We start from the raw sequence: 22,109 nt of genomic DNA, 5'->3' as shown, positions 1-22,109 counted from the left end.
CACCAATAATTAAATTTACTAATCTCTCTCAGATCTCTCGCAGAGGCGCGGAGGCGCAAGTTGTTACGTATTGAATCCGTGAGAATCTGTGTAATCTGTGTCTAAAAAATCAGTAAAAATCAGTGATTATCTGCTTGATCAGTGTCATCGGCGTTCTATTGGAAAGCACCAATAATTAAATTTCTAGTTTCTCGCAGAGGCGCGGAGGCGCAAAGTTGGTACGAATTAAATTCGTGAAAATCTTTGTAACCTGCCTACCGTAAGGCAGTTCTGTGTCAAAATAATAATTACCTTCTCAAATCCTCCGGAAACCCTTCCACCGTCAAATCCCAAAGTACAGGCAAAACAAAATACACAAACAAGGTCAAGATAATAATCGAAATGATATTCATCACAAACCCTTTGCTCACCATATCTGGAATCCGTAGATAACCAGACCCAAAAACTACCGCATTTGGAGGCGTCGCTACCGGCAACATAAATGCACAGGATGCAGCCACGGCAGCACCAACCATTAATACGAAAGGATGAATATCTACCGTCAACGCCATGGGTGCCAATACCGGCAATAGCATGGCAGTGGTTGCTAAATTGGAGGTAATTTCTGTTAAAAAGTTGACGGCTGCAATCAGCAAAAGTATCAGAATAATTGTAGTCAAGCCCGCAAACGTGGTCATCTGATTGCCTAACCAAACCGCTAGTCCGCTTGATTCAAATCCGCTGGCAATGGCCATCCCACCACCAAAAAGTAAAATAATGCCCCAAGGGAGTTTGACGGCATCTTCCCAAGTCATCAATTTTTGTTTTTTATCTTTTGAAGGAATCAAGAACAACACAATAGCAAAAGAGATAGCAATTATGGTATCATCCAATGCCGGAATTAATTTATCAAAGAGGAGGGAGCGGGTAATCCAAAAGAATGCGGTGGCTCCAAATACCACGGCCACCATTTTTTCTTCATAACTAATCTTTCCAAGTAAGTTCAACAAGCGCTTGATTTCTGCTTTGCCACCTGGGAATTCCTTCTGCTTAAAACTAAAGGCATAAGACGTCAAATATTTCCAACAGATAAAAAGTAACAAAACTGAAATTGGAAACCCGAACATAAACCACTGCAAAAAGGTAATTTCATAACCATAGGTATCTAAAACCACACCGGCCAGGACCAAATTGGGAGGTGTTCCTATTAGCGTCGCAATTCCGCCTATAGAAGCGCTATAAGCAATGGCGAGCATCAAGGCTTTCCCAAAGATATTTGTTTCATTTTCAATGGTATTCGGGTTGTCCTTGAGTTGTGTAATGATCGCAATCCCAATAGGCAGCATCATCACGGAAGTGGCTGTATTGGAAATCCACATGCTCAAAAACGCCGTTGCTACCATGAATCCGAGAATGATCTTTTTGATATCAGAGCCTATAAAATTGATGATGTTGAGCGCAATTCGTTTGTGGAGGTTCCATTTTTCAATGGCGATGGCTATGATAAATCCGCCCATATATAGAAAAATGTATTTATGCCCGAAGGACTCAGTTGTGGTTCCTAAATCGAGTCCGCCAGATAAAGGAAAAAGTACAATGGGCAACAAAGCCGTCACCGCAATTGGAATGGCTTCAGTAATCCACCAAATGGCCACCCAAGCTGTGGATGCCAGTATGGCCCGAGCTTCCGGAGAAAGACCTTCAGGTTTAAAAAATAATAAGATTAGGATAAAAGCCAACGGACCTAAAAGGAAACCGATGCGTTTGATGTTGCTCATAAAGTTAGGTTGATGCCACTAAGATATACTTTTTTGAAATTTACCGGGAAAATTTGAGATGTATTCCTTTATTTCAAGCCGTTGTTGGTGTTTTCAAGCCGTTGTTGGTGTTTTCCACCAACAACTAAAGCTTTTCTTGGTGTTTTCCACCATCAACTATTCTAATTAATCACATCCCTAATTCAATATGAAAAACCAACGTTCAGTTAATTCCTCCGATCTCTATATTCCGTTTTGAAGTTAAAGGCATTCTTCCTACATTTAACAAAACCAATCGATTATGCTCAAAAAAGTTTTCGGAAGTGCCGTTTTTGGCGTTGAGGCCACGACAATAACTGTTGAGGTCAATGTCGATAACGGAGTGGGATATCATTTGGTTGGACTTCCGGACAATGCCATTAAGGAAAGTAACTTCCGAATTGCGGCGGCACTTCAAAATAACGGTTTTAAAATTCCGGGCAAAAAAATCATCATCAACATGTCACCCGCCGATTTACGTAAAGAAGGCTCTAGTTATGACCTCACCTTGGCGATTGGTATTTTGGCAGCAACAGGACAAATTCATGCTGAACAATTAGAAGAGTATCTCATTATGGGCGAATTGTCCTTGGATGGCAACTTGCAGCCAATCAAAGGATCCTTGCCTATAGCCATAAAAGCGCAAGAAGAAGGCTACAAAGGTTTTATTCTCCCGATGCAAAATGCCAAAGAAGCCGCCATCGTTTCTGATCTGGAAGTGTACGGCGTTGAAAACATTAAACAGGTGATTGATTTTTTCGATAAAAACGAACCGATTGAGCGTACCATAATTAATGTTCAAGAAGAATTTTATAAGAATTTAGATTTTCCGGAATTCGATTTCTCGGATGTCAAAGGTCAGGAATCCATCAAACGCTGTATGGAAATAGCAGCTGCTGGTGGACATAATATTATTTTGATCGGGCCTCCGGGTGCAGGAAAAACCATGTTGGCCAAACGCTTGCCAAGTATTCTGCCGCCCATGACGATGCGCGAAGCCTTGGAAACTACAAAGATTCATTCGGTGGCAGGTCGAGTTAAGGACAACACAGGCTTGATGTCGCAACGGCCGTTTAGGAGCCCACACCACACAATTAGCAATGTCGCTTTAGTCGGCGGTGGCAGTTACCCACAACCCGGAGAAATCTCCCTCTCACATAACGGCGTTCTTTTTTTGGACGAACTACCAGAATTCAAGCGCGATGTTTTGGAAGTGATGCGTCAACCTTTGGAAGATCGGGAAGTCACCATTTCAAGAGCTAAATTTACGGTGACCTATCCGTCATCTTTTATGTTGGTAGCAAGCATGAACCCTAGTCCGGGTGGGTATTTCAATGATCCTAATGCACCAGTGACCTCATCGCCTGCAGAAATGCAACGTTATTTAAGTAAAATTTCAGGACCGCTTTTGGACAGGATTGACATTCATATTGAAGTGACGCCCGTGCCTTTTGAAAAGTTATCAGACGAGCGCAAAGGCGAAGCCTCCATAGATATCAGAAAACGAGTCACTTTTGCCAGGGAGCGCCAAACAAAACGCTTTGAAGAAAACCAAAACGTACATTATAATGCGCAAATGAGCAGCAAGCAAATACGCCAGTATTGTATTTTGGATGATGCTTCCAAAAACCTTTTAAAAACAGCTATGGAACGTTTGAATTTATCGGCAAGAGCTTACGACCGCATTTTAAAAGTATCCAGAACCATTGCCGATTTGGAAGGTGTTGAAGATTTAAAAGGTGCTCATATTAGTGAAGCTATTCAATACAGAAGTTTGGATAGAGAAGGCTGGTTGGGTTAGTCCTCCAAATTCCTGCGTGGTTGCTGAGCTTGTCGAAGTAAAGGCAGTCCCGATGCTTCGGAATTATAAATAAAAAGCCTAATCCTCAAATATTAAAACACATAAATCATCATAATGAAATCAACATTCTACATAATTCCATGCCTATTCCTATTCACTTGTAACTCATCCGAAGAAAAAAAAGAAACTAACGCCACAAAACCTTCCAATATCGCACAAGTCAAAGCTCCAACCCTTCATTTGGAAGAAGCCAACCGGTTGGCAGAATTACCAATCAACTGCATCCAAACCGAATATCCCAACAAACTCGGTCAAACCATTGGCAGTAGTGACGATTTGAAAGAACCCAAAACGCTTCATCCCGCTTTTTATGGCTGTTTTGATTGGCATTCCGCTGTTCATGGCCATTGGAGTTTGGTGAGTTTACTGAAGCAGTTTCCGGAACTCAATAAGAAAGAAGACATCGAGCAAATGCTCTTGCAAAACATCTCTAAAGAACACATTGAAAACGAAGTCAGCTACTTTTTCGGGAAGCATAACACAACTTATGAGCGAACTTACGGTTGGGCGTGGGTATTGAAACTGGCTGAAGAATTGCACACTTGGGATGCCCCAATTGCCAGGGAACTGGAATCTAATTTACAGCCTTTAACTAATTTGATTGTGGATAAATACCTTGAATTTTTGCCAAAACTCAATTATCCCATCCGCGTTGGGGAGCATCCCAATACAGCTTTCGGACTTTCGTTTGCTTATGATTATGCCAAAGCTGTTGGAGATGAGATACTCAAATCCCTAATTGTTCAGCGCTCTAAGGATTTTTATTTGACAGATGCCAATTGTCCGCTAACTTGGGAGCCCAGTGGCTTTGATTTCCTATCGCCCTGTTTTGAGGAAGCGGCCTTGATGAAACGTGTCCTTCCCAAAGAAGAATTTAAAACTTGGTTGGCCGATTTTCTACCGGCATTAAAAGACAAAAACTTTACTCTGGAAACTGGAAAAGTAAGTGATAGAACCGATGGGAAATTGGTGCATTTAGATGGTGTCAATTTTTCAAGAGCGTGGAGTTTATATGAAATTGCAAAGGATTTACCTGAATATGAACATCTCAAAAACATTGCCAACGCACACATTAAATATTCTTTGCCAAGTATTGTAGGTGATAGTTATGAAGGTGGGCATTGGTTGGGCAGTTTTGCCATTTATGCTTTAAATACGGTAGCACGTGATTAAAAACTGGTTCAAGAATATTGGTCCGGGTCCTTTAGTTGCCGCTGCTTTTATAGGTCCTGGAACCGTAACCGTATGCACATTAGCGGGTGTCAATTTCGGATTTGCTTTACTGTGGGCCATGGGTCTGTCTATAATGGCAACCATCGTGCTACAAGAAATGTCAGCGCGCTTAGGGTTAATTACTCAAAAAGGACTCTCCGAAGTCATAAGAACCGAAATCAAAAACCCTCTTGTCAGAGGGTTGACCATTTTACTCATTCTCTCTGCAATTGTCATTGGTAATGCGGCTTACGAAGCTGGAAACATTAGCGGTGGCGTGTTGGGCTTGGAAACTATTGTTGGGAATCCTTTTGTGTCCATAGCAGGTTTTAATTTGAATGTGCTCAGCATTACTATCGGTTTGGTTGCATTTGTTGTGTTGTATGTGGGGAATTATAAAGTTTTGGAGAAAGTACTCGTGTTTTTGGTTATTTTGATGAGTCTAGCATTTCTATTAACGGCAATCATTACTAAACCTGATCTTTCTGCTATTTTCAGCGGACTTTTCATGCCTAAAGTGTCCGAGGAAAATTTGCTGACGATTATTGGCTTGATTGGCACCACCGTTGTGCCCTATAATTTGTTTCTACATGCCTCCTTGGTGAAAGAGAAATGGCATCATGAAACCGATTTAAAATTTGCAAGAAAAGATACGATCATCGCTGTTGCTTTGGGAGGAATTGTTTCCATGTGCATTATTATTTCTGCCGCGGCCATTGAAACGCAACATATTTCAAGTGCTGCTGATTTAGCCAAGGGCTTAGAACCTTTATTCGGGAGATTTGCCAAATATTTTTTGGGGATCGGTCTTTTTGCCGCAGGAATAACCAGTGCCATCACAGCGCCATTGGCCGCAGCTTTTGTGGCAACGGGATGTTTGGGTTGGTCTACCAGCATGAAGTCAAAACAATTTAGAGCGGTTTGGATGTTTATCTTGGGCTTGGGTGTTTTATTTTCATCTATCGGATTTAAATCGATTGAAATTATCAAATTTGCACAAATCACTAATGGCTTGTTGTTACCCGTAATCGCCGCGTTTTTATTGTGGGTAATGAATAAATCCAGTATTTTAGGGAAGTATAAAAATACCTTGGTTCAAAATATAATTGGAATTGTCATATTAGGAGTTGCTATATTTTTGGGAGCGAAGAGTATTTTGAAGGTGATATAGGGGCTCGCAAAGTCGCAGAGACGCGAAGACTACAAAATTCCAAATGGAAAATTCCAAATTCCACTAAATGATAGGTTTAAGTCATGTGCAAAAACAAATCACTGTAAATCGATTAAATCAGCGTCATCTGCGTTCTAAAAACTAAGAAGTCCAACAATTGAAAACCAAATTCCAGTAATATCACTAAAATAAGAGTCAAACAAAACAATAGATCTCAACGCAGAAGTTGGTTAAGGTGATATAGGGGCTCGCAAAGGCGCAGAGACGCGAAGACTACAAAATTCCAAATGGAAAATTCCAAATTCCACTAAATGATAGGTTTAAGTCATGTGTAAAAACAAATCAGTGTAAATCATTAAATCAGCGTCATCTGCGTTCCATAGATAAAAAAATTACTAAATTTGAATGATAGCATCCATATAAATCACTAAAATTCGTGTCAAACAAAACAATAGATCTCAACGCAGATGTTGGTGAAGGCGTCAACAACGAAACACAATTAATGCCGTTTCTGTCCTCCTGTAGTATTGCCTGTGGCGGACATGCGGGAGATGAGTCCACGATGACCTCCGTTGTAAAACTCGCGAAAAAGCATCAGGTCAAGATTGGCGCGCATCCGTCATTTCCTGATAAAGCAAACTTTGGAAGACTAAAAATGGATATTTCAAGTGATGATTTATTGGTGTCCTTAAAAACACAGGTCAACAGTCTTTTAAAAGTGTTGGAAAATGAAAACAGAAGCTTGCATCACATCAAACCCCATGGCGCACTATATAATCTTGCCAATACGGATAACGCTTACGCAGAAATCATCATTGATTTAATGAAACATTTTGATGGTACTAAACTTTATGCACCTTACGGATCTTTAATCGCTAAAAAGGCAGAAGACGCGAATATTACCGTTGTTTTTGAAGCTTTTGCAGATAGAAATTACAATGACGATTTGACGTTGGTATCAAGAACACAACCCAACGCACTTATTGAAGATGCAGAGCAGATATGCAAGCACGTCCTTAATATGATTCTGCACCATCACGTCAAGACCATCAACGGCACAGAAAAAAACATAAAAGCAGATACGATGTGTATGCATGGCGATCAGCCTCAAGCTGCACAGCATCTAAAAATCCTCACTGAGCGATTAATCAAAAAAGGGATTCAGATTTTATAAAATTTTGACCAATTATCAACTCACATATAAGCGTTTTTCAGAAGCATCCATCTTAGTACAATGGCCACAAAAGATTGCGCCTGAAATTCTTGCTGATATGCTCGCATTTAAAAATAATTTGTTGAACTCAGAGCATTCGTCAATCCTTCAAATCACCAATGCCTACAGTTCAATTTTAATTACCTACAGGGATTATATCTCAAATTTTGAATCTGAGATAACATTCTTAAAAACGAAATATGCCTCTAGGCAAAACTTAGAAAAACAAGACTCGAAGCTTTGGAAAATCCCGGCGTGTTACGATTGTCATTTTGCGTTGGATTTAGAGGAGATTTCAAACGAAAAGCAATTATCACCTTCAGAAATTATAAAATTACATGTTGATGCCGTTTACAACGTCTATTTTATCGGATTTCTCCCCGGGTTTTTATATTTAGGTGGCTTGAATGAACGCTTATTTATGCCACGAATAAAAAGTCCGAGACAGCATGTCGAGAAAGGGGCAGTGGCGATTGGTGGGGAGCAAACAGGTGTTTACCCCAATGCAAGTCCGGGCGGGTGGAACATCATCGGGAATTCACCCTTAAACTTTTTCAATTCCGATTTAGAAACGCCATGTTTCGCAAATGCCGGAGATCGCATTCAGTTTATGGCTGTCGATTTTAAAACGCATCAAGAAATTTTAGTGGAGGTTCAAAATGGAACTTACAATATAGAAAGTGAGGTAAACGATGGTTGAGGTACTAAAATCAGGTTTGTTTGACAGTATTCAAGATTTGGGACGTGTTGGCGTGCAGCAATTTGGCGTGCCCATGTCTGGTGCGATGGATCAGTACTCGGCTAAATTGGCCAATGCTATTTTAGGGAATGAGCAAGAGGCGGCGGTACTCGAGTTTACCTTACTAGGGCCCACTTTAAAGTTCTGTATTGAGACTGCCATTTGCTTAACCGGTATGGAATGTCAAGCTAAAATCAACAAAGAGCCCATTGAAAATAACAGGTATGTTCTCATAAAAAAAGATGATGTGCTGTCCTTTGGGAAAAGGGAATTGGGTTTTAGAGGCTATTTGGCAGTGTTGGGCGGATTCCAATCTGAAAAAGTGATGGAGAGTCGGAGTTTTTATAGAATGATTACCACGCAGGAACGTTTAAAAACTGGCGATGTTTTAAAAATCAGGACGGTACCAGTGCCGGCTAAAGTGGCTAACGCCATCGTGAAAACACCAAAAGCGCATTCTGAAACCTTAATACTCGAGGTTTTTAAAGGTGTTGAGTTTGCATTGCTTTCCGCAGACCAAAAACAGCAATTATTGAGCACGACGTTTACAATTACGAAAGACAGTAACCGTATGGCCTATCAATTGCAAGAAGGTCTGCCAAACGACTTACACCCTATTTTAACCTCAGCGGTGCTTCCTGGAACAATCCAGCTCACACCTTCTGGGCAATTAATGGTATTGATGCGCGATTGTCAAACTACTGGAGGTTATCCTAGAATTCTTCAACTTTCTGAAATGTCTATCAACCGTTTATCTCAAAAAACGCCAGGGGATAAGTTTCGTTTTAATATTTTGAACTATTAAGATTTTGATAGTATAAAGGCCTCGGCGTCCATAATTAGCATTAATCTAAAAGATACAAAGGGCTGTTTATCTTTGGAATTCTTGAGTCTTAAAAGCAGCATTTTTGAATTTCAACACTGTATTTAACAGTTTATTTCCAAAATTTCTATAATTTCAGCCACCAAACAAACAAACCAACCCATTATGAAAAATTTCTTACTACTTATTGTAGGCGTACTTCTTGGCGCATTGGCCATGTATTTCTATTGTTGCCAGCCCAATGCAGAGCTTGCAATAAACGCTCCCAAAGGCCTCATTACCCCTGACCAAGCTAAAATCTTGGACGCCGCTTATACCCCAAGGTACCAATTGATCAGTGATTCTATTGTGACCAGAAAAGGAGGCGATAACCGTTCATCTTGGTATGGACTGGCTGACGTTAGGGATTATCTTACCTATGCTGAAAACGAAGCTAAAGAATTAGGCTATACCATGAACGGCGTGCGCATTTATTTAGGAGCACATCCTGATCAGAACGGAGAAGCGGGTTATACCACCATGTTTTTTATTCCAACAGGAAAAGCTTACAAAGCAGATGCTTCCATGTTTAATTTCTCTATGCAACTCGGAAGTGAAGATATTCCTGGAGGCGGAGGCTTAAATATGGGAGGAGATGGAATACCTCCAAGCGCCAGTTATCCTCAGTAAAATAACATGGAGGAGTTTTTAAAACAGAATTACACTCTATTGACCCATTCTGTTGAGCTATTGGCAGTAATTTCAGGAATGGTTTCCTACAGAAAATACAAATCAACGGCTGTAAAATATTTCATCTTTTTTTTGGTTTATGCCATTATTATTGACTTTCTTGGAGTTTATCCAAAGTATTTTAAAAGTTGGGGTATTTCTGATCTTATAAAAGGTACTGCTGTAGAAAATAATTATTTGTGGTATACTGTCTTCTGGGGCATGGGAAGTACACTATTCTACACGACTTTTTTTCGAAGAATCTTGAATGATTCTACGTAAAAAAAGTATTTTAAAATATGCGATACTCTTTTTCTTGATAGGATCCATTGCGCAATTTGCATTTCATTTTCAATCCCATAATACTGAATATCGTATTGCAATATTTGTAGCTGGTTCCTTTCTTATTCTAGGATCCGTTTTTCTCTATTTTATTGAGGTTTTAGAAAGTGACAAGGTATTGACCTTTTATAAATCTATCTATTTTTGGATTAGTGCAGTCATTTTAATTTGGTTTTTGATTACCACGCCATTAATCTTTTATGACATCTATTTTTCAACTGCCGATTGGAATTTTATTCTTTTAAAATGGCAAATTTATTTGTTTGCCAATATGTTTATGTATTTATCCTTTAGCTTTGCTTTGTTATGGTGCAAACCACAGAACGACTGATTAGTACAGATGCCCAAAGGTATTTGTTGATTTATATGATTGCCATATTGGTGATTGTAACAACACTTGTTATTGTCTTTTTTATTGTATTCCAAAAACGAAAGAACAAGCTCTTATTGGATAAAATAAAACAACAAAAACAATTTGAGGAAACGGTAGCCAAAACCAGTGAGGAAATTCAAGAACAGACGCTTAAATACATCGGTCAGGAACTTCATGATAATATTGGGCAATTGCTGTCATTAGCGAGTATGCAAATGGGCATGCTGGGTGTCAAAATAGCAGATGACATTAAAGAACCCTACCTCGAAACCCAAAAAATAATCAAAGAAAGTTTGGGTGAAGTCAGAGCCTTATCTAAATCTCTAAATACGGATGTGATTCAAAAGAGAGGATTCTCAGAATCAATACTGTATGAAATTGAACGTCTCAACCGGATGAAATTAATAACTGCAGCATTTGCTGTGGACGGTGATGTAGTAGCGTTTGGGAATAAAAAGGATGGCATTATTTTATTCCGAATTTTACAGGAATTTATTTCCAATACCGTCAAACATTCCAATGCAAGTAAACTAACCATTTCATTGGATTATAAGCAAGAGCAGCTGCTCATCAATGCTACAGATGATGGCGTCGGGTTTTTGATGGATGATTTAAAGGATAGTTCAGGACTATTGAATATGAAAAATAGGGCAGAGCTGGTGGAGTCAACCTTCAGTTTAATTTCCCAACCTGATCACGGGACACAACTGAGTATTGTCTACCCTATTGCGGCACGTGCCTTAAAGGCAAAAGAGCTGTTATAATTGAATCTTTTAGATTACAAATCTTGACCTTTTAAGTCTTTGTTCTAGCAGCGAAGCGATCTAGCTTCTATTTTCTAGGCATGCCTTCCAAAGTGGCTCATCAGGTAAAGGGGCGATGACGTGAATTTTATCGTTAGAAACCGGATGGATAAACGACAGTTCCCGGGCATGTAAATGAATACTCGCATCTGGATTGCTTCGGTCAAAACCATATTTCAAATCGCCTTTGATGGGACTGCCAATACTTGACAATTGCGCGCGGATTTGATGGTGCCTTCCTGTTTCCAGTTCCACCTCAATCAAATAATAATTATCCAAATTCTTAAGGACTTTATAATGAAGTATGGCTTTTTTTGCATCCGGAATTTCCTTGGTGTAGGCTGTAGATTTATTGTTCTTCGGATTTTTTTTTAACCAGTGGATTAGGGTATCCTCAGTTTTTGGAGGCATTTGTTTTACGAGTGCCCAATAGGTTTTTTTTGCTTCTTTATCTGCGAAAATTTTGTTCAATCGGGGTAAAGCTTTACTTGTTTTTGAGAACATGACCACGCCTGTGGTCGGTCGGTCCAACCGGTGGACCACGCCCAAATAAACGTTTCCGGGTTTGTTGTATTTCTCCTTAATATATGATTTGACTACCTCACTCAAAGGTTCGTCTCCGGTTTTATCACCTTGAACGATATCACCCGCACGTTTGTTAACGATGATGAGGTGATTGTCTTCGTAAATGACCTGAAGGTTGTTTCTGTTGGAGAGTATTTTAGTCACGGATGATTACTTTTTCAATGGAACGCTGATGACGCTGATTGTAATGATTTGCACTGATTTTTTTTAGATGCACCCGAAATCTCAGGAACATATTTGAAACGGATGATTACTTTTTCAATGGAACGCTGATAACGCTGATTGTACTGATTTGTACTGATTTTTTTCGACACTATTGAAGCTTCTGGAATACTAAATCACCAATCGTCAACTTGGAATTTAAAATTTACGATACACCGGAACAATCTTTTTTCCCCTTCGGGGAAATGTCCGAAGGACAATAGGGACTAATACTGCTCCTCATCATTTGGAAACTCCACTGCTTTCACATCTTTCACATATTGTGAAATTGAACTCGTCATATCCTCATAAAGGTTCATATATCTGCGCAAGAAACGTGGGTGGAACTCATGGGTCATTCCCAACATGTCGTGAAGTACAAGCACTTGTCCGTCCACTCCATTGCCTGCACCAATACCAATGACCGGAATGGAAATGCTTTCAGCCACTTCTTTGGCCAATTTTGCAGGAATTTTTTCTAAAACAATAGCAAAACAGCCTATCCTTTCAAGCATTAATGCGTCTTCCTTAAGTTTGTCGGCTTCTTCATCTTCTTTGGCTCTAACGGTGTAGGTTCCAAATTTATAAATAGATTGTGGCGTGAGTCCCAAATGGCCCATCACCGGAATTCCAGCATTCAAGATCCTTTTGATAGATTCCTTGACTTCTTTACCACCTTCCAATTTTACGGCATGCCCGCCGCTTTCTTTCATGATCCTGATAGCAGAGCGTAAGGCTTCCTTTGGATCACTTTGGTAACTTCCAAAAGGTAAATCGACCACCACCAAAGACCGTTCAATGGCACGCACAACACCGGCAGCATGATAAATCATCTGATCTAAGGTAATAGGTAAGGTCGTTTCATGACCTGCCATCACATTACTTGCCGAATCACCCACCAAAATCACATCCACACCTGCACCATCAACAATTTTTGCCATGGTATAGTCATACGCGGTAAGCATTGATATTTTTTCGCCATTGGCTTTCATGTCCACCAAGGTTTTCACGGTGATTCTTTTATAGTCTCTTTTTGCTACAGACATAGTTTTTTGTTTTAATCACGTAAAAATAGTGAGATTATTTAAATGTAGTCCTATTTAGAGGGAAAACCCCAGATAGACTTTATAGAAACGAAACATACCAAATATCTTCATACATTATAATGGCACGGGTTTTAAAACTGAAAATATATAAAAGGCTGGAAATCTGTAGAAAAAGCCTGATAACAGATAATGCCTACACTAGCGGCAATCATGACTTTGGCAATTCCTGGACTTTTAGAATAGACACCTTCAATTTTTGCTTTTGTAGATTCTGGCAACCAGTGGGTGACATAGCCTAAAAGCATGACCCAAAACACCATTTGGTAGTGCACCAAAATATCCCAAGCATAATGCCAATCCATGTGGTAGATTACCTGATTGTACCAACGCGCAATATGGTCCATACTTTCACCTCTAAAATAAATCCGTGTAAACGTGATAAAAGTAAGGGTCACTAAAATCTTCCACCAACGTGCGTACCATTGGTTGTTGGCTTCATACGGACTCACTTTTCGCCAGAGTTTGTAAACCACAATCCCCAGTCCATTGAGTCCACCCCAAATGACGAATTTCCATGAAGCGCCATGCCACAAACCACCAATCAACATAGTTAACATGAGGTTGATATTGGTATTGATTTGATTTTTTATGGTCGTATTAAAAAAGCGACAAAATATAAATTAGAAGTACAGTACCCAGAACGAGAGATACAACCCACATGTCTTGATACCCATAGAGCACGCCCAATACCATGACACTTAAAATAATATAGGACGCCAAGGTGCCCTTTCGATTCCCACCTAATGGAATATATAAATAATCACGCAACCATGTGGAGAGCGAAATGTGCCAACGTTTCCAGAAATCGCCCGCATTGGTGGCTTTATAAGGCGCATTAAAGTTGATGGGCAGCTTGAAGCCCATCAATAGCGCCAATCCGATGGCAATATCAGTATAGCCAGAAAAATCGCCATAAATTTGAAGCGAATAACCAATCATGGCCATCACATTGGCGAAACCTGAAAACATTTCGGGCGCATCAAACACGCGGTCTAGGAAGTGCATGGCTATAAAATCGGCAAAAATCATTTTCTTGATCAAGCCTTTCAAAATCATAAAGGTTCCGGCATCAAAATCTGATTTGGTGATCACCGTAGGTTGGGAGATTTGGGGCACGAAGTTCTCTGCCCTGACAATCGGTCCAGCCACTAATTGCGGAAAGAAACTGACATAAAACCCGAAATCGAGAAGGGAATTTAATGGCACTAATTTTCTCCTAAAAATATCAACGCTGTAACTGATGGTTTGGAAGGTGTAAAAAGAAATGCCTACGGGAAGAATGATTTTATCTACCGTGAAATAATTCTGATCATTAAAACCATTTCCCCAATGTGCCACCCAATTGACAACTTCGTGATTGGTATGGAACAGCATATTGAATGAATCCGTAAAAAAGTAAGCGTATTTAAAATAACACAATACCGTTAAATTGATGATGACGCTTAAGGTGACCAAAATGTAACGTTTGGTTTGCTGTTCGCTTTTGTGGATGCTTCTACCGATTATAAAATCAACGAGCGTACTAAAAATAAGAATGCCAATAAAGAGTCCGCTAGTTTTATAATAAAAGAAAAGAGAAATAAGAAAGAGATACGAATTGCGCAGTGCAATTTTTTTATAAACAAGCGCGAACAAAAAATAGGCTACGGCAAAAAATATCCAAAAATTTGCTTGGGTAAAAATCAGCGGATAATCTTCCGAAAACGTAAAAATATCGAGCAGCCTATTCATTCAATGTTTTATAGTGCTTCAACAATTCTTCTTTGTTTCTATCGGTTGATCGTGCCCATGCGTCAATTAGGGCGTCCATAAATAAATCGGCTTTAAGGCTATAACCCAATTGGGTAAAATGAATGCGATCCCGAGGCATTAATTTGTTTTGATACCATTTGTTTGAAGAACCAAGGCCGCCCATAATTTCGTATAAATCCCACACCGCCATGTTATATTTTTTGGATAACTCCATGATTACTTTTTGTTGGGTCGCGGTATTCGGGTTGGGGATTCTTCGCTTGTAATAATCGTCATTAGGAACGGTCAGCAGAATGGCACAATCTGGGTTGACGCGTTGGATCATGTGGATAAACGCCTCATAATAAGCGCGAAATTTTTCGGCATCAAATTCACTTTTTGGCATATAGGCATCATTGGTGCCAATAGAGATGATGAATAAATCAGGTTTATAAAGTTGCAGTTGTTTTTCAAAATAAACAGCCCTGTTGTAATAGGCAAAACTCCCGCCATTAACACCGATGCTTGTGTATTCAATCCCGTCATCATCGTTCATAAATTCCATGCCCATCAACGCAAATTCTGGATTTATTATGGTGGTGTCATTTAATTCTAAAGACAGGGCAACTTCATCTACCAATTTATTAAAACGGAACTCCCGATACATTTTATCGCGATTGAGAGTGTCAGAAATGACGAGTTCAGGGTTGAGCACAGTGAGGTTGTAATCTGATTTCCAAGTATTATAAAAGACTCTTAATTTGTTGAATTCGTAAGGTTGATTGGTGTAGTTTCGATAGTTGGATTTGACAGTGATGGTATCCGATTTCTCCCTAAACGCAGCGGTCACTCCAGCCAATCCCCAAGCAATACTGTCTTTTCTTACCGAAGACCGATAGCCCTGCCATTTGGATTTTGTGGCTTCAATGCGATAGTTGGAGGGGTTGTTGGTATGTGCCAAATGAAACGGGAACACAAAACCACGCTGTCCTTGACTAACTGTATTGGTGTTTTGGAGATAGGTTCTTATTTTATTGGAATAAATATCCGCTTGAATATGCGAGCCACCAATATGGAACACATGCAGCTTTTGTTTTTTACCGCTATAGATAGAATCCATTTTAGCAAAAAACTGATGAAATGTTGGGGAGTTTTCTGCCATTTTAAAGGTGTTCGCTTCAAAATTGATCAGGTGGCCAAATTTTGGTTTAAGGCTGTCCAGAACATAATCCTGACTGAAAAGTGGTGTGGAAAATATTATAAAGAGTGCTACTAAGGTGTTTCTCATTTTTGATCGTTTAAATCCAAATACATGGCCAGAAAAAATAATTCGGAGATGATTTTAGTGCCCGCGGGCGAAAAATGGGTATAATCATTTGCTGCTAAACCTTGATCTACCCAATGCTGCATGGCATTTTTTCCTACCCATGGCGTCATACATGCTCCAAAAAGCAATACCATTTTCGATACACATGGCTTCTAAGGTTTTGTTGAGATAAGGGAGCAAAGGGTAGGTTTTCATTTGACCATTTTCATTAGTGGTCATATCTGACGGGCCAATAAAAATAACGCTGGCAGTTGCGCTTTTACGCTTTACCCAATTGATATGGTTTTTGAGATAGCTGGCATATTCCTTGACTTCCAATGAATCTTTAAGATAAGGCACCGAATTACCGCCATATTGAAAAATCAACAGTTTAGGCTGTAATTGCTGGTACATTTGTTGGAAATTGCCACTATTGCTGCCTGCAAAAACGGTTCCTGAAGAGCCTCTCATGGCAACGTTGTCTAAAGAAATTCCGCTCTTTCCGTCTAGTGTAAGTCCATAAAAATCTGGACTTATTTTACTTTCCAGTTCAATTTTGAGATTGGAAGGGGTAGTTGCTAAGTCTATGGCCAATTTATGGTATAGGCCATCTGCAATCAAGTTCTCAGACTTTACCAAAACCCCGTCATTATAAACTTTTACAGTTGTGGGAGCCACTGCATGTCCATAATGCAACCCTATTTTAGTGAAGGTTCTTAAAAGTCCGTAAGACCTGGTGGGAATTCCAATGGTAATGGTGGCTTTTTGTAATTTGAGGGAATCTAACAACAGACTGTCCACAGTTTCATAAGCCTCGGTAAATCGCGATAGGGAGGTATAAGCGCCGTATTTTTTATGAAAAAATTTCTCTTGTGTAGGATCAAAATAGGCGTGTCGGGTCCAGTTATCAGAATGAGTGACATTGGCGCTAATTTGCTGATACACTTGAACAATAGGCACAAAGCCAGGACCGGAACCACCATAGAGACCTTGCAAGCGATTCCGCAGATACCCAGAAATGCGGTCGCCTTCCAATTGCGAATCGCCATAATGAATAATGCGAGAACGGCCGCTTTGTAAATTTTCACGCAACTCATCTAAAAACGCTTTTTTGTTATTGGGATACTTTATGCGCTGTACTTTGGATGTGTCGATTTTTGTAAAATCAGGGATTTTGGACGTGGATTCGGTAGCATTTTTATCAAGGTCTTTTACCAAACCTTCAATATTATTGACAATACTGTCTAAGCTTTTAATTTTAGAAGGGTTCTCACTTTGGTCGTCAAGAAAACTGTGGTGGGTTGGAAATTTGATGTTGATATCTCCTATAAAAAAGCCCTCTTGGGTTTTATCATTATTAAGCTTCTTGGAGCTGCTTAAAAAAGTCACTCCCAATAATACCAACAGCGTGGCAACAATATAGAAGACTATTTTAAAGGGCGAATACCTCATGAAATGTATTTGGGAACGGCATTTTTTTGCGATCGAAATATAATACTAAAATCATCTTAAAAATTAACAGAAACGAAAAAAAAGATAGGAAGATTTAGATGGACTTATCTCTAACAATCCGATAGATGCACACCAACCGCCAAACCACCTTCAGAGGTCTCCTTATATTTAGTATTCATATCCTTTGCCGTTTCCCACATGGTTTGCACCACTTTGTCCAACGGTACTTTCACGTTTTTCGGATCAGTGTCTAATGCCAATTCTGCGGCATTGATTGCCTTTATGGCACCCATCGCATTACGTTCAATACACGGAATTTGAACTAAGCCCCCAATAGGATCACAGGTCATTCCGAGATGATGCTCCATGGCAATTTCAGCGGCAATCAACACTTGTTCTGGCGAACCACCTAAGAGCTCACATAAGGCAGCTGCTGCCATTGAAGATGACACGCCAATTTCAGCCTGACACCCACCCATGGCTGCTGATATAGTGGCGTTTTTCTTGAAAATACTGCCAATCTCTCCAGCTACCAAAAGGAATTTTTTGATGTGCTCAAAATCGGCTTCATGATTTTCAATCACCAAATAATACATCAGGACTGACGGGATAACGCCGGCACTTCCGTTAGTAGGTGCTGTTACGACACGGCCTAAAGCAGCATTGACTTCATTGACACTCAGCGCAAAACAGCTGACCCATTTTAAGATTTGTCTAAACTTGACTTCGGTATGTCTTATAGTCTCCAACCATTCCTGCGGATTGCTGTAGGGCATGTCACCTTTCAAGGTTTGGTGCATGTCATAGGCACGGCGTCTGACATTTAATCCGCCAGGCAAATTGCCTTCGGTATGACAGCCGGTGTACATACATTCCAACATCGTGTCCCAAATGCGTTTCAATTCAAAATCGATCGTGTCCATATCTCTGATCGATTTTTCGTTTTCTAAGACCACACTTGAAATGGGCAAGTTCAATTGGTGACAAAAAGCAAGCAACTCTGTACCTAATCTGACCGGATAAGGAAATGTATTATTGAAAATTTTCTGATTCCTTTTTGAAACCTTTCGTTCTTCTTTGACCACAAATCCGCCACCGATAGAGTAGAAGGTAGAACTGGACTTCCGGCCGTTGATGACCGCCGTGAATTTCATGCCATTAGCATGAAACGGTAAAAATTTTCTATTAAAAACAATGTCTGTTTTGGGATCAAAAGCAATGGCAATTTCATTGTTGAACATCAACGTATGCGTGTTCTTGACCGATACAATTATGGCTTCCAGTGTATCTGTAGGAATTCTTTCAGGATCAGCGCCATACAAGCCGAGCATCACGGCATAATCCGTAGCATGCCCTTTTCCGGTTAATGATAAAGAACCATAAAGATCAACGGTGATGCTTTCAACCTTATCAAATTTTTTGCTCTCTTTCAATTCCTTAATCCAGCGCTCGGCCGCACGCCAAGGTCCCAAGGTATGGGAACTGGATGGGCCAACACCAATCTTTAACATATCAAATACAGAAATACACTCCATTGACGAAAACGATTTAGAGCCGCAAATATAGCCTCTTTTTATATCAAAACAGAATTGGATTTAAGGAGAAACAAATTGTGGGGATATCTTGTTGAGGATCTTGGAAAAAGGCGCGTTGAAGTCATAAAAAAATCAAACTCTTATGAACAATGAACAATGAAGAAAGAAGAACCTATTGAGAATAAAGAATCGAGTCAAGAATCGAATAGTAATGATTTGAAAATATTCGGTTTGCAATAATCAAAATTGCGTTCTGGATTACAATTTAAGTTTTATAAAAAAACCTGCCGAAAATTTGAAACTCAAGTTTTTAGGAATTGATTACCGAATAGTGGTAAAAGAAAGGATGTTTTTACATCACCATAAAATGTCAGTTTAAATCCGCCTTTCTATCGATTAGGCAAAAACATTCTGACAAAAGATTGTGGTAAAAACATCCTTTATTAAAAAGCGAGCTGTTTTGAACTTATTTTATTTCAAAACGTTCAATATTGTTAGCCTTCATGACTTCGTTGATGTTGGAAAGATCCACACCATCCACATTATCGGCAGGTATGACAACTACTCTAAAAACTTGGTTTTGAGTCCACTCTGCATCTAACGTTGAAAAGTTTGTCGTTCCTTCTAAAAATATACGCACATCAGTTTGGGTGAAATCGAAGTTGTATATCAAGTTGCCATCGTCAAAAGTCACAGTCTGTGGCAGCAAACGCCAAATGTTTTGCCCGTTGTTGGTTTCCCATAAAATATAGACAAGGGTCACATCAGAAATTAGCACTTGAAAGCCGTAATTCTCTGCAATTGAAAATTCATTGGCATCATTAAAATTTACATCAATTTCAAAGGCCGAGGCGGCAATGGGAATCCCATCAATACCATCAAGACCTGGAGGTCCAATAGGGCCTTGATCACCTGTGCAGGAGGTCAATAAAATAGCTATTAAAACTAATAAGGATACGGTCTTTTTCATGTGAATTCGTTTTAAGTTATACACAAAATTACGAATCGTTTCTCTTTTAGCGGTTACAGATGGGTTTAAGTTTCTTACATAAATGACACCTTGTCATATTTTCTGTCATGGCACAGTCATTGACATAAACAAAGAGAAATAAAAATTAACAGTTCAACACAAAACATATATTATGAGTAAAATAATTGGAATCGATTTAGGTACAACCAACTCTTGCGTTTCGGTAATGGAAGGTAACGAGCCAGTTGTAATTCCTAATGCAGAAGGTAAAAGAACTACACCATCTGTCATTGCTTTTGTAGAAGGTGGTGAAATTAAAGTTGGTGATCCAGCAAAACGTCAAGCGGTAACAAACCCGACAAAAACGGTTTATTCGATCAAACGTTTTATGGGAAACAAATATTCTGAATCTAAAAAAGAAGCAGAACGTGTACCATATAAAGTGGTAAAAGGTGACAATGACACCCCAAGAGTTGATATCGACGGGCGTCTATATACACCACAAGAATTATCAGCAATGATTCTTCAAAAAATGAAGAAAACTGCTGAAGATTATTTAGGTCAAACCGTAACGGAGGCAGTTATTACAGTGCCTGCTTACTTTAATGACTCTCAGCGTCAAGCAACTAAAGAAGCCGGAGAAATTGCTGGTTTAAAAGTACGACGTATCATCAACGAACCAACCGCAGCTGCATTGGCTTACGGATTGGAATAAAAAAGGAAAAGACCAAAAAATTGTTGTTTTTGACTTTGGTGGAGGAACGCATGACGTGTCTATCCTTGAATTGGGTGATGGTGTTTTTGAAGTATTGTCAACAGAAGGAGATACCCATTTAGGTGGTGATGATGTAGATCAGAAAATTATCGATTGGTTAGCTGACGAGTTCAAAAAAGAAGAAGATATCGATTTACGTAAAGATCCTATGGCGCTTCAACGTTTGAAAGAAGCTTCTGAGAAAGCAAAAATTGAGCTCTCATCTTCAGGACAAACTGAAATCAACTTGCCTTATGTAACGGCTACCGCAAGCGGACCGAAACACTTGGTAAGAACGTTGACCAAAGCTAAATTTGAGCAATTGATTGATGATTTGGTAAAACGTACCATTGAGCCATGTAAAAATGCAATGAAAGCAGCAGGTCTTTCAAAAGATGACATCGATGAAATTATTCTAGTTGGTGGATCAACACGTATCCCTGCAGTACAAGAAGCTGTTGAAAAATTCTTTGGAAAAGCGCCAAGTAAAGGTGTAAATCCTGATGAAGTAGTTGCCGTTGGTGCTGCAATTCAAGGTGGTGTATTGACAGGAGATGTGAAAGATGTATTACTTCTTGATGTGACGCCATTATCTCTTGGTATTGAAACCATGGGTAACGTAATGACCAAGTTAATTGAAGCTAACACGACGATTCCTACTAAGAAATCACAAGTGTTTTCAACAGCTGCAGACAACCAGCCTTCAGTGGAAATCCACGTATTGCAAGGTGAGCGTTCTATGGCAGCAGATAATAAAACTATCGGTCGTTTCCATTTAGATGGTATTCCGCCATCCAAACGTGGGACACCTCAAATTGAAGTAACGTTTGATATTGATGCCAATGGTATCATTCACGTAACAGCAGGAGATAAAGCAACCGGAAAAACACAAGATATTCGTATTGAGGCGTCTTCTGGATTGACTGAAGAAGAAATCAAAAAGATGAAAGCTGATGCTGAAGCAAATGCTGAAGCTGATAAACTAGCGAAAGAAAAAGCAGAGAAATTGAATGCTGCTGATGCAATGATTTTCCAAACAGAAAGTCAGTTGAAAGAATTTGGTGATAAATTATCTGATGATAAGAAAAAACCAATTGAAGAAGCGCTTGAAGAATTGAAAACAGCTTTTGAATCTAAAGATATCGCAGTGATTGACCCAGCTCTTGAGAAAATCAATGAAGCTTGGAAAGTAGCTAGCGAAGAAATGTACAAAGCACAAGGAGATGCTCAGGGTGGTGGACAACCAGGACCTGACTCTGGAGATGCTGGCAAAGATGGACAGTCCAATGAAGGCAGTGATGTTGAGGACGTTGATTTTGAAGAAGTGAAGTAAGCAGGGAACCAATCACGATATTCTATCGGGATTGTGTGAATCGCTTATTCCGAGCTTGTCGAGGAATCTTAATAGTAAAAACGCAACCTTTTTTAGGTTGTCGTTTTTTTGGTTTA

Annotated in this window: 17 protein-coding genes and 2 pseudogenes; 11 read left to right on the top strand and 8 right to left on the bottom strand. The window is 39.6% G+C overall.

Annotated elements, in window-relative coordinates; translation table 11 throughout:
• Positions 1–287: 287 nt before the first annotated feature.
• Positions 288–1,757: an SLC13 family permease gene (locus A9996_RS17115; protein ID WP_066438030.1), complete on the bottom strand. Its 1,470-nt coding sequence runs from the start codon at positions 1,755–1,757 to the stop codon at positions 288–290.
• 280 nt (positions 1,758–2,037) lie between these two features.
• On the opposite strand from A9996_RS17115, the gene A9996_RS17110 reads away from it, so the two are divergent.
• The 10 genes from A9996_RS17110 (at position 2,038) to A9996_RS17070 (ending at position 10,981) form a co-directional block, all read left to right on the top strand.
• The gene (locus tag A9996_RS17110; protein ID WP_066438027.1) at positions 2,038–3,576 is read left to right on the top strand and encodes a YifB family Mg chelatase-like AAA ATPase; all 1,539 of its coding nucleotides are present in this window, start codon (positions 2,038–2,040) and stop codon (positions 3,574–3,576) included.
• A gap of 114 nt (positions 3,577–3,690) precedes the next feature.
• A complete protein-coding gene (locus A9996_RS17105) occupies positions 3,691–4,809 on the top strand; it encodes a DUF2891 domain-containing protein (protein ID WP_066438020.1) in 1,119 nt (372 codons plus the stop codon).
• Positions 4,802–6,019, top strand: a complete 1,218-nt coding sequence (locus tag A9996_RS17100) for an Nramp family divalent metal transporter (RefSeq protein ID WP_066438017.1) — start codon at positions 4,802–4,804, stop codon at positions 6,017–6,019. The genes A9996_RS17105 and A9996_RS17100 overlap by 8 nt, the downstream gene beginning before the upstream one ends.
• A gap of 436 nt (positions 6,020–6,455) precedes the next feature.
• A complete protein-coding gene (gene pxpA, locus A9996_RS17095) occupies positions 6,456–7,193 on the top strand; it encodes a 5-oxoprolinase subunit PxpA (RefSeq protein ID WP_083994007.1) in 738 nt (245 codons plus the stop codon).
• Between the two features lie 4 nt (positions 7,194–7,197).
• The gene (pxpB, locus tag A9996_RS17090) at positions 7,198–7,932 is read left to right on the top strand and encodes a 5-oxoprolinase subunit PxpB (protein ID WP_066438016.1); all 735 of its coding nucleotides are present in this window, start codon (positions 7,198–7,200) and stop codon (positions 7,930–7,932) included.
• Positions 7,925–8,776 (top strand): 5-oxoprolinase subunit C family protein, encoded by an 852-nt coding sequence (locus A9996_RS17085; protein WP_066438014.1) that lies wholly within the window; start codon positions 7,925–7,927, stop codon positions 8,774–8,776. Before pxpB ends, A9996_RS17085 begins: the two co-directional genes overlap by 8 nt.
• A 183-nt stretch (positions 8,777–8,959) precedes the next feature.
• A complete protein-coding gene (locus tag A9996_RS17080; protein ID WP_066438011.1) occupies positions 8,960–9,463 on the top strand; it encodes a hypothetical protein in 504 nt (167 codons plus the stop codon).
• 6 nt (positions 9,464–9,469) lie between these two features.
• Positions 9,470–9,784, top strand: a complete 315-nt coding sequence (locus tag A9996_RS19730) for a hypothetical protein (RefSeq protein ID WP_157487239.1) — start codon at positions 9,470–9,472, stop codon at positions 9,782–9,784.
• The gene (locus A9996_RS19725) at positions 9,771–10,175 is read left to right on the top strand and encodes a hypothetical protein (RefSeq protein WP_083994004.1); all 405 of its coding nucleotides are present in this window, start codon (positions 9,771–9,773) and stop codon (positions 10,173–10,175) included. Before A9996_RS19730 ends, A9996_RS19725 begins: the two co-directional genes overlap by 14 nt.
• Complete coding sequence (locus A9996_RS17070; RefSeq protein ID WP_066438009.1) at positions 10,151–10,981, top strand: sensor histidine kinase; 831 nt, start codon at positions 10,151–10,153, stop codon at positions 10,979–10,981. Before A9996_RS19725 ends, A9996_RS17070 begins: the two co-directional genes overlap by 25 nt.
• A gap of 60 nt (positions 10,982–11,041) precedes the next feature.
• Here A9996_RS17070 and A9996_RS17065 read toward each other — a convergent pair whose 3' ends face one another.
• The 7 genes and pseudogenes from A9996_RS17065 to A9996_RS17035 form a co-directional block, all read right to left on the bottom strand.
• On the bottom strand, positions 11,042–11,749 hold the full coding sequence (locus A9996_RS17065) for an RluA family pseudouridine synthase (RefSeq protein ID WP_066438005.1): 708 nt from the start codon (positions 11,747–11,749) through the stop codon (positions 11,042–11,044).
• A 284-nt stretch (positions 11,750–12,033) separates the two neighbouring features.
• Positions 12,034–12,852 carry a 3-methyl-2-oxobutanoate hydroxymethyltransferase gene (gene panB, locus A9996_RS17060; protein WP_066438003.1) on the bottom strand — a complete coding sequence of 273 codons (819 nt, stop codon included), beginning with the start codon at positions 12,850–12,852 and terminating at the stop codon, positions 12,034–12,036.
• Between the two features lie 131 nt (positions 12,853–12,983).
• Positions 12,984–14,643 (bottom strand): annotated as a pseudogene (locus tag A9996_RS17055) (MBOAT family O-acyltransferase).
• Positions 14,636–15,931, bottom strand: coding sequence for a GDSL-type esterase/lipase family protein (locus A9996_RS17050; RefSeq protein WP_066438000.1), 1,296 nt, complete (start codon positions 15,929–15,931; stop codon positions 14,636–14,638). Before A9996_RS17050 ends, A9996_RS17055 begins: the two are co-directional and overlap by 8 nt.
• An 84-nt stretch (positions 15,932–16,015) precedes the next feature.
• Entirely contained in the window at positions 16,016–17,401 is a 1,386-nt protein-coding gene (locus tag A9996_RS17045) for an SGNH/GDSL hydrolase family protein (protein ID WP_083994003.1), read from the bottom strand.
• Positions 17,402–17,511: 110 nt separating this feature from the next.
• Positions 17,512–18,936 carry an L-serine ammonia-lyase gene (locus A9996_RS17040; protein ID WP_066437997.1) on the bottom strand — a complete coding sequence of 475 codons (1,425 nt, stop codon included), beginning with the start codon at positions 18,934–18,936 and terminating at the stop codon, positions 17,512–17,514.
• A 466-nt stretch (positions 18,937–19,402) separates the two neighbouring features.
• Complete coding sequence (locus A9996_RS17035) at positions 19,403–19,906, bottom strand: hypothetical protein (protein WP_066437995.1); 504 nt, start codon at positions 19,904–19,906, stop codon at positions 19,403–19,405.
• A 172-nt stretch (positions 19,907–20,078) separates the two neighbouring features.
• Here A9996_RS17035 and dnaK point away from each other — a divergent pair.
• A pseudogene (dnaK, locus tag A9996_RS17030) lies at positions 20,079–21,993 on the top strand (molecular chaperone DnaK).
• Positions 21,994–22,109 lie beyond the last annotated feature (116 nt).

The sequence above is a fragment of the Gelidibacter algens genome, from assembly GCF_001678675.1.
Classification (GTDB): domain Bacteria; phylum Bacteroidota; class Bacteroidia; order Flavobacteriales; family Flavobacteriaceae; genus Gelidibacter; species Gelidibacter algens.
This window is presented reverse-complemented; position numbering and strand designations above follow the sequence as displayed.

Excerpts from the sequence above, each read along its gene's own strand:
- A9996_RS17080 (WP_066438011.1), top strand. The coding sequence starts at position 8,960 with ATGAAAAATTTCTTACTACTTATTGTAGGCGTACTTCTTGGCGCATTG.
- A9996_RS19725 (WP_083994004.1), top strand. The coding sequence starts at position 9,771 with ATGATTCTACGTAAAAAAAGTATTTTAAAATATGCGATACTCTTTTTC.
- A9996_RS17085 (WP_066438014.1), top strand. The coding sequence starts at position 7,925 with ATGGTTGAGGTACTAAAATCAGGTTTGTTTGACAGTATTCAAGATTTG.
- A9996_RS17070 (WP_066438009.1), top strand. The coding sequence starts at position 10,151 with ATGGTGCAAACCACAGAACGACTGATTAGTACAGATGCCCAAAGGTAT.
- A9996_RS19730 (WP_157487239.1), top strand. The coding sequence starts at position 9,470 with ATGGAGGAGTTTTTAAAACAGAATTACACTCTATTGACCCATTCTGTT.
- A9996_RS17035 (WP_066437995.1), bottom strand. The coding sequence starts at position 19,906 with ATGAAAAAGACCGTATCCTTATTAGTTTTAATAGCTATTTTATTGACC.
- A9996_RS17045 (WP_083994003.1), bottom strand. The coding sequence starts at position 17,401 with ATGAGGTATTCGCCCTTTAAAATAGTCTTCTATATTGTTGCCACGCTG.
- panB (WP_066438003.1), bottom strand. The coding sequence starts at position 12,852 with ATGTCTGTAGCAAAAAGAGACTATAAAAGAATCACCGTGAAAACCTTG.
- A9996_RS17040 (WP_066437997.1), bottom strand. The coding sequence starts at position 18,936 with ATGGAGTGTATTTCTGTATTTGATATGTTAAAGATTGGTGTTGGCCCA.
- A9996_RS17115 (WP_066438030.1), bottom strand. The coding sequence starts at position 1,757 with ATGAGCAACATCAAACGCATCGGTTTCCTTTTAGGTCCGTTGGCTTTT.
- A9996_RS17105 (WP_066438020.1), top strand. The coding sequence starts at position 3,691 with ATGAAATCAACATTCTACATAATTCCATGCCTATTCCTATTCACTTGT.
- A9996_RS17110 (WP_066438027.1), top strand. The coding sequence starts at position 2,038 with ATGCTCAAAAAAGTTTTCGGAAGTGCCGTTTTTGGCGTTGAGGCCACG.
- A9996_RS17050 (WP_066438000.1), bottom strand. The coding sequence starts at position 15,931 with ATGAGAAACACCTTAGTAGCACTCTTTATAATATTTTCCACACCACTT.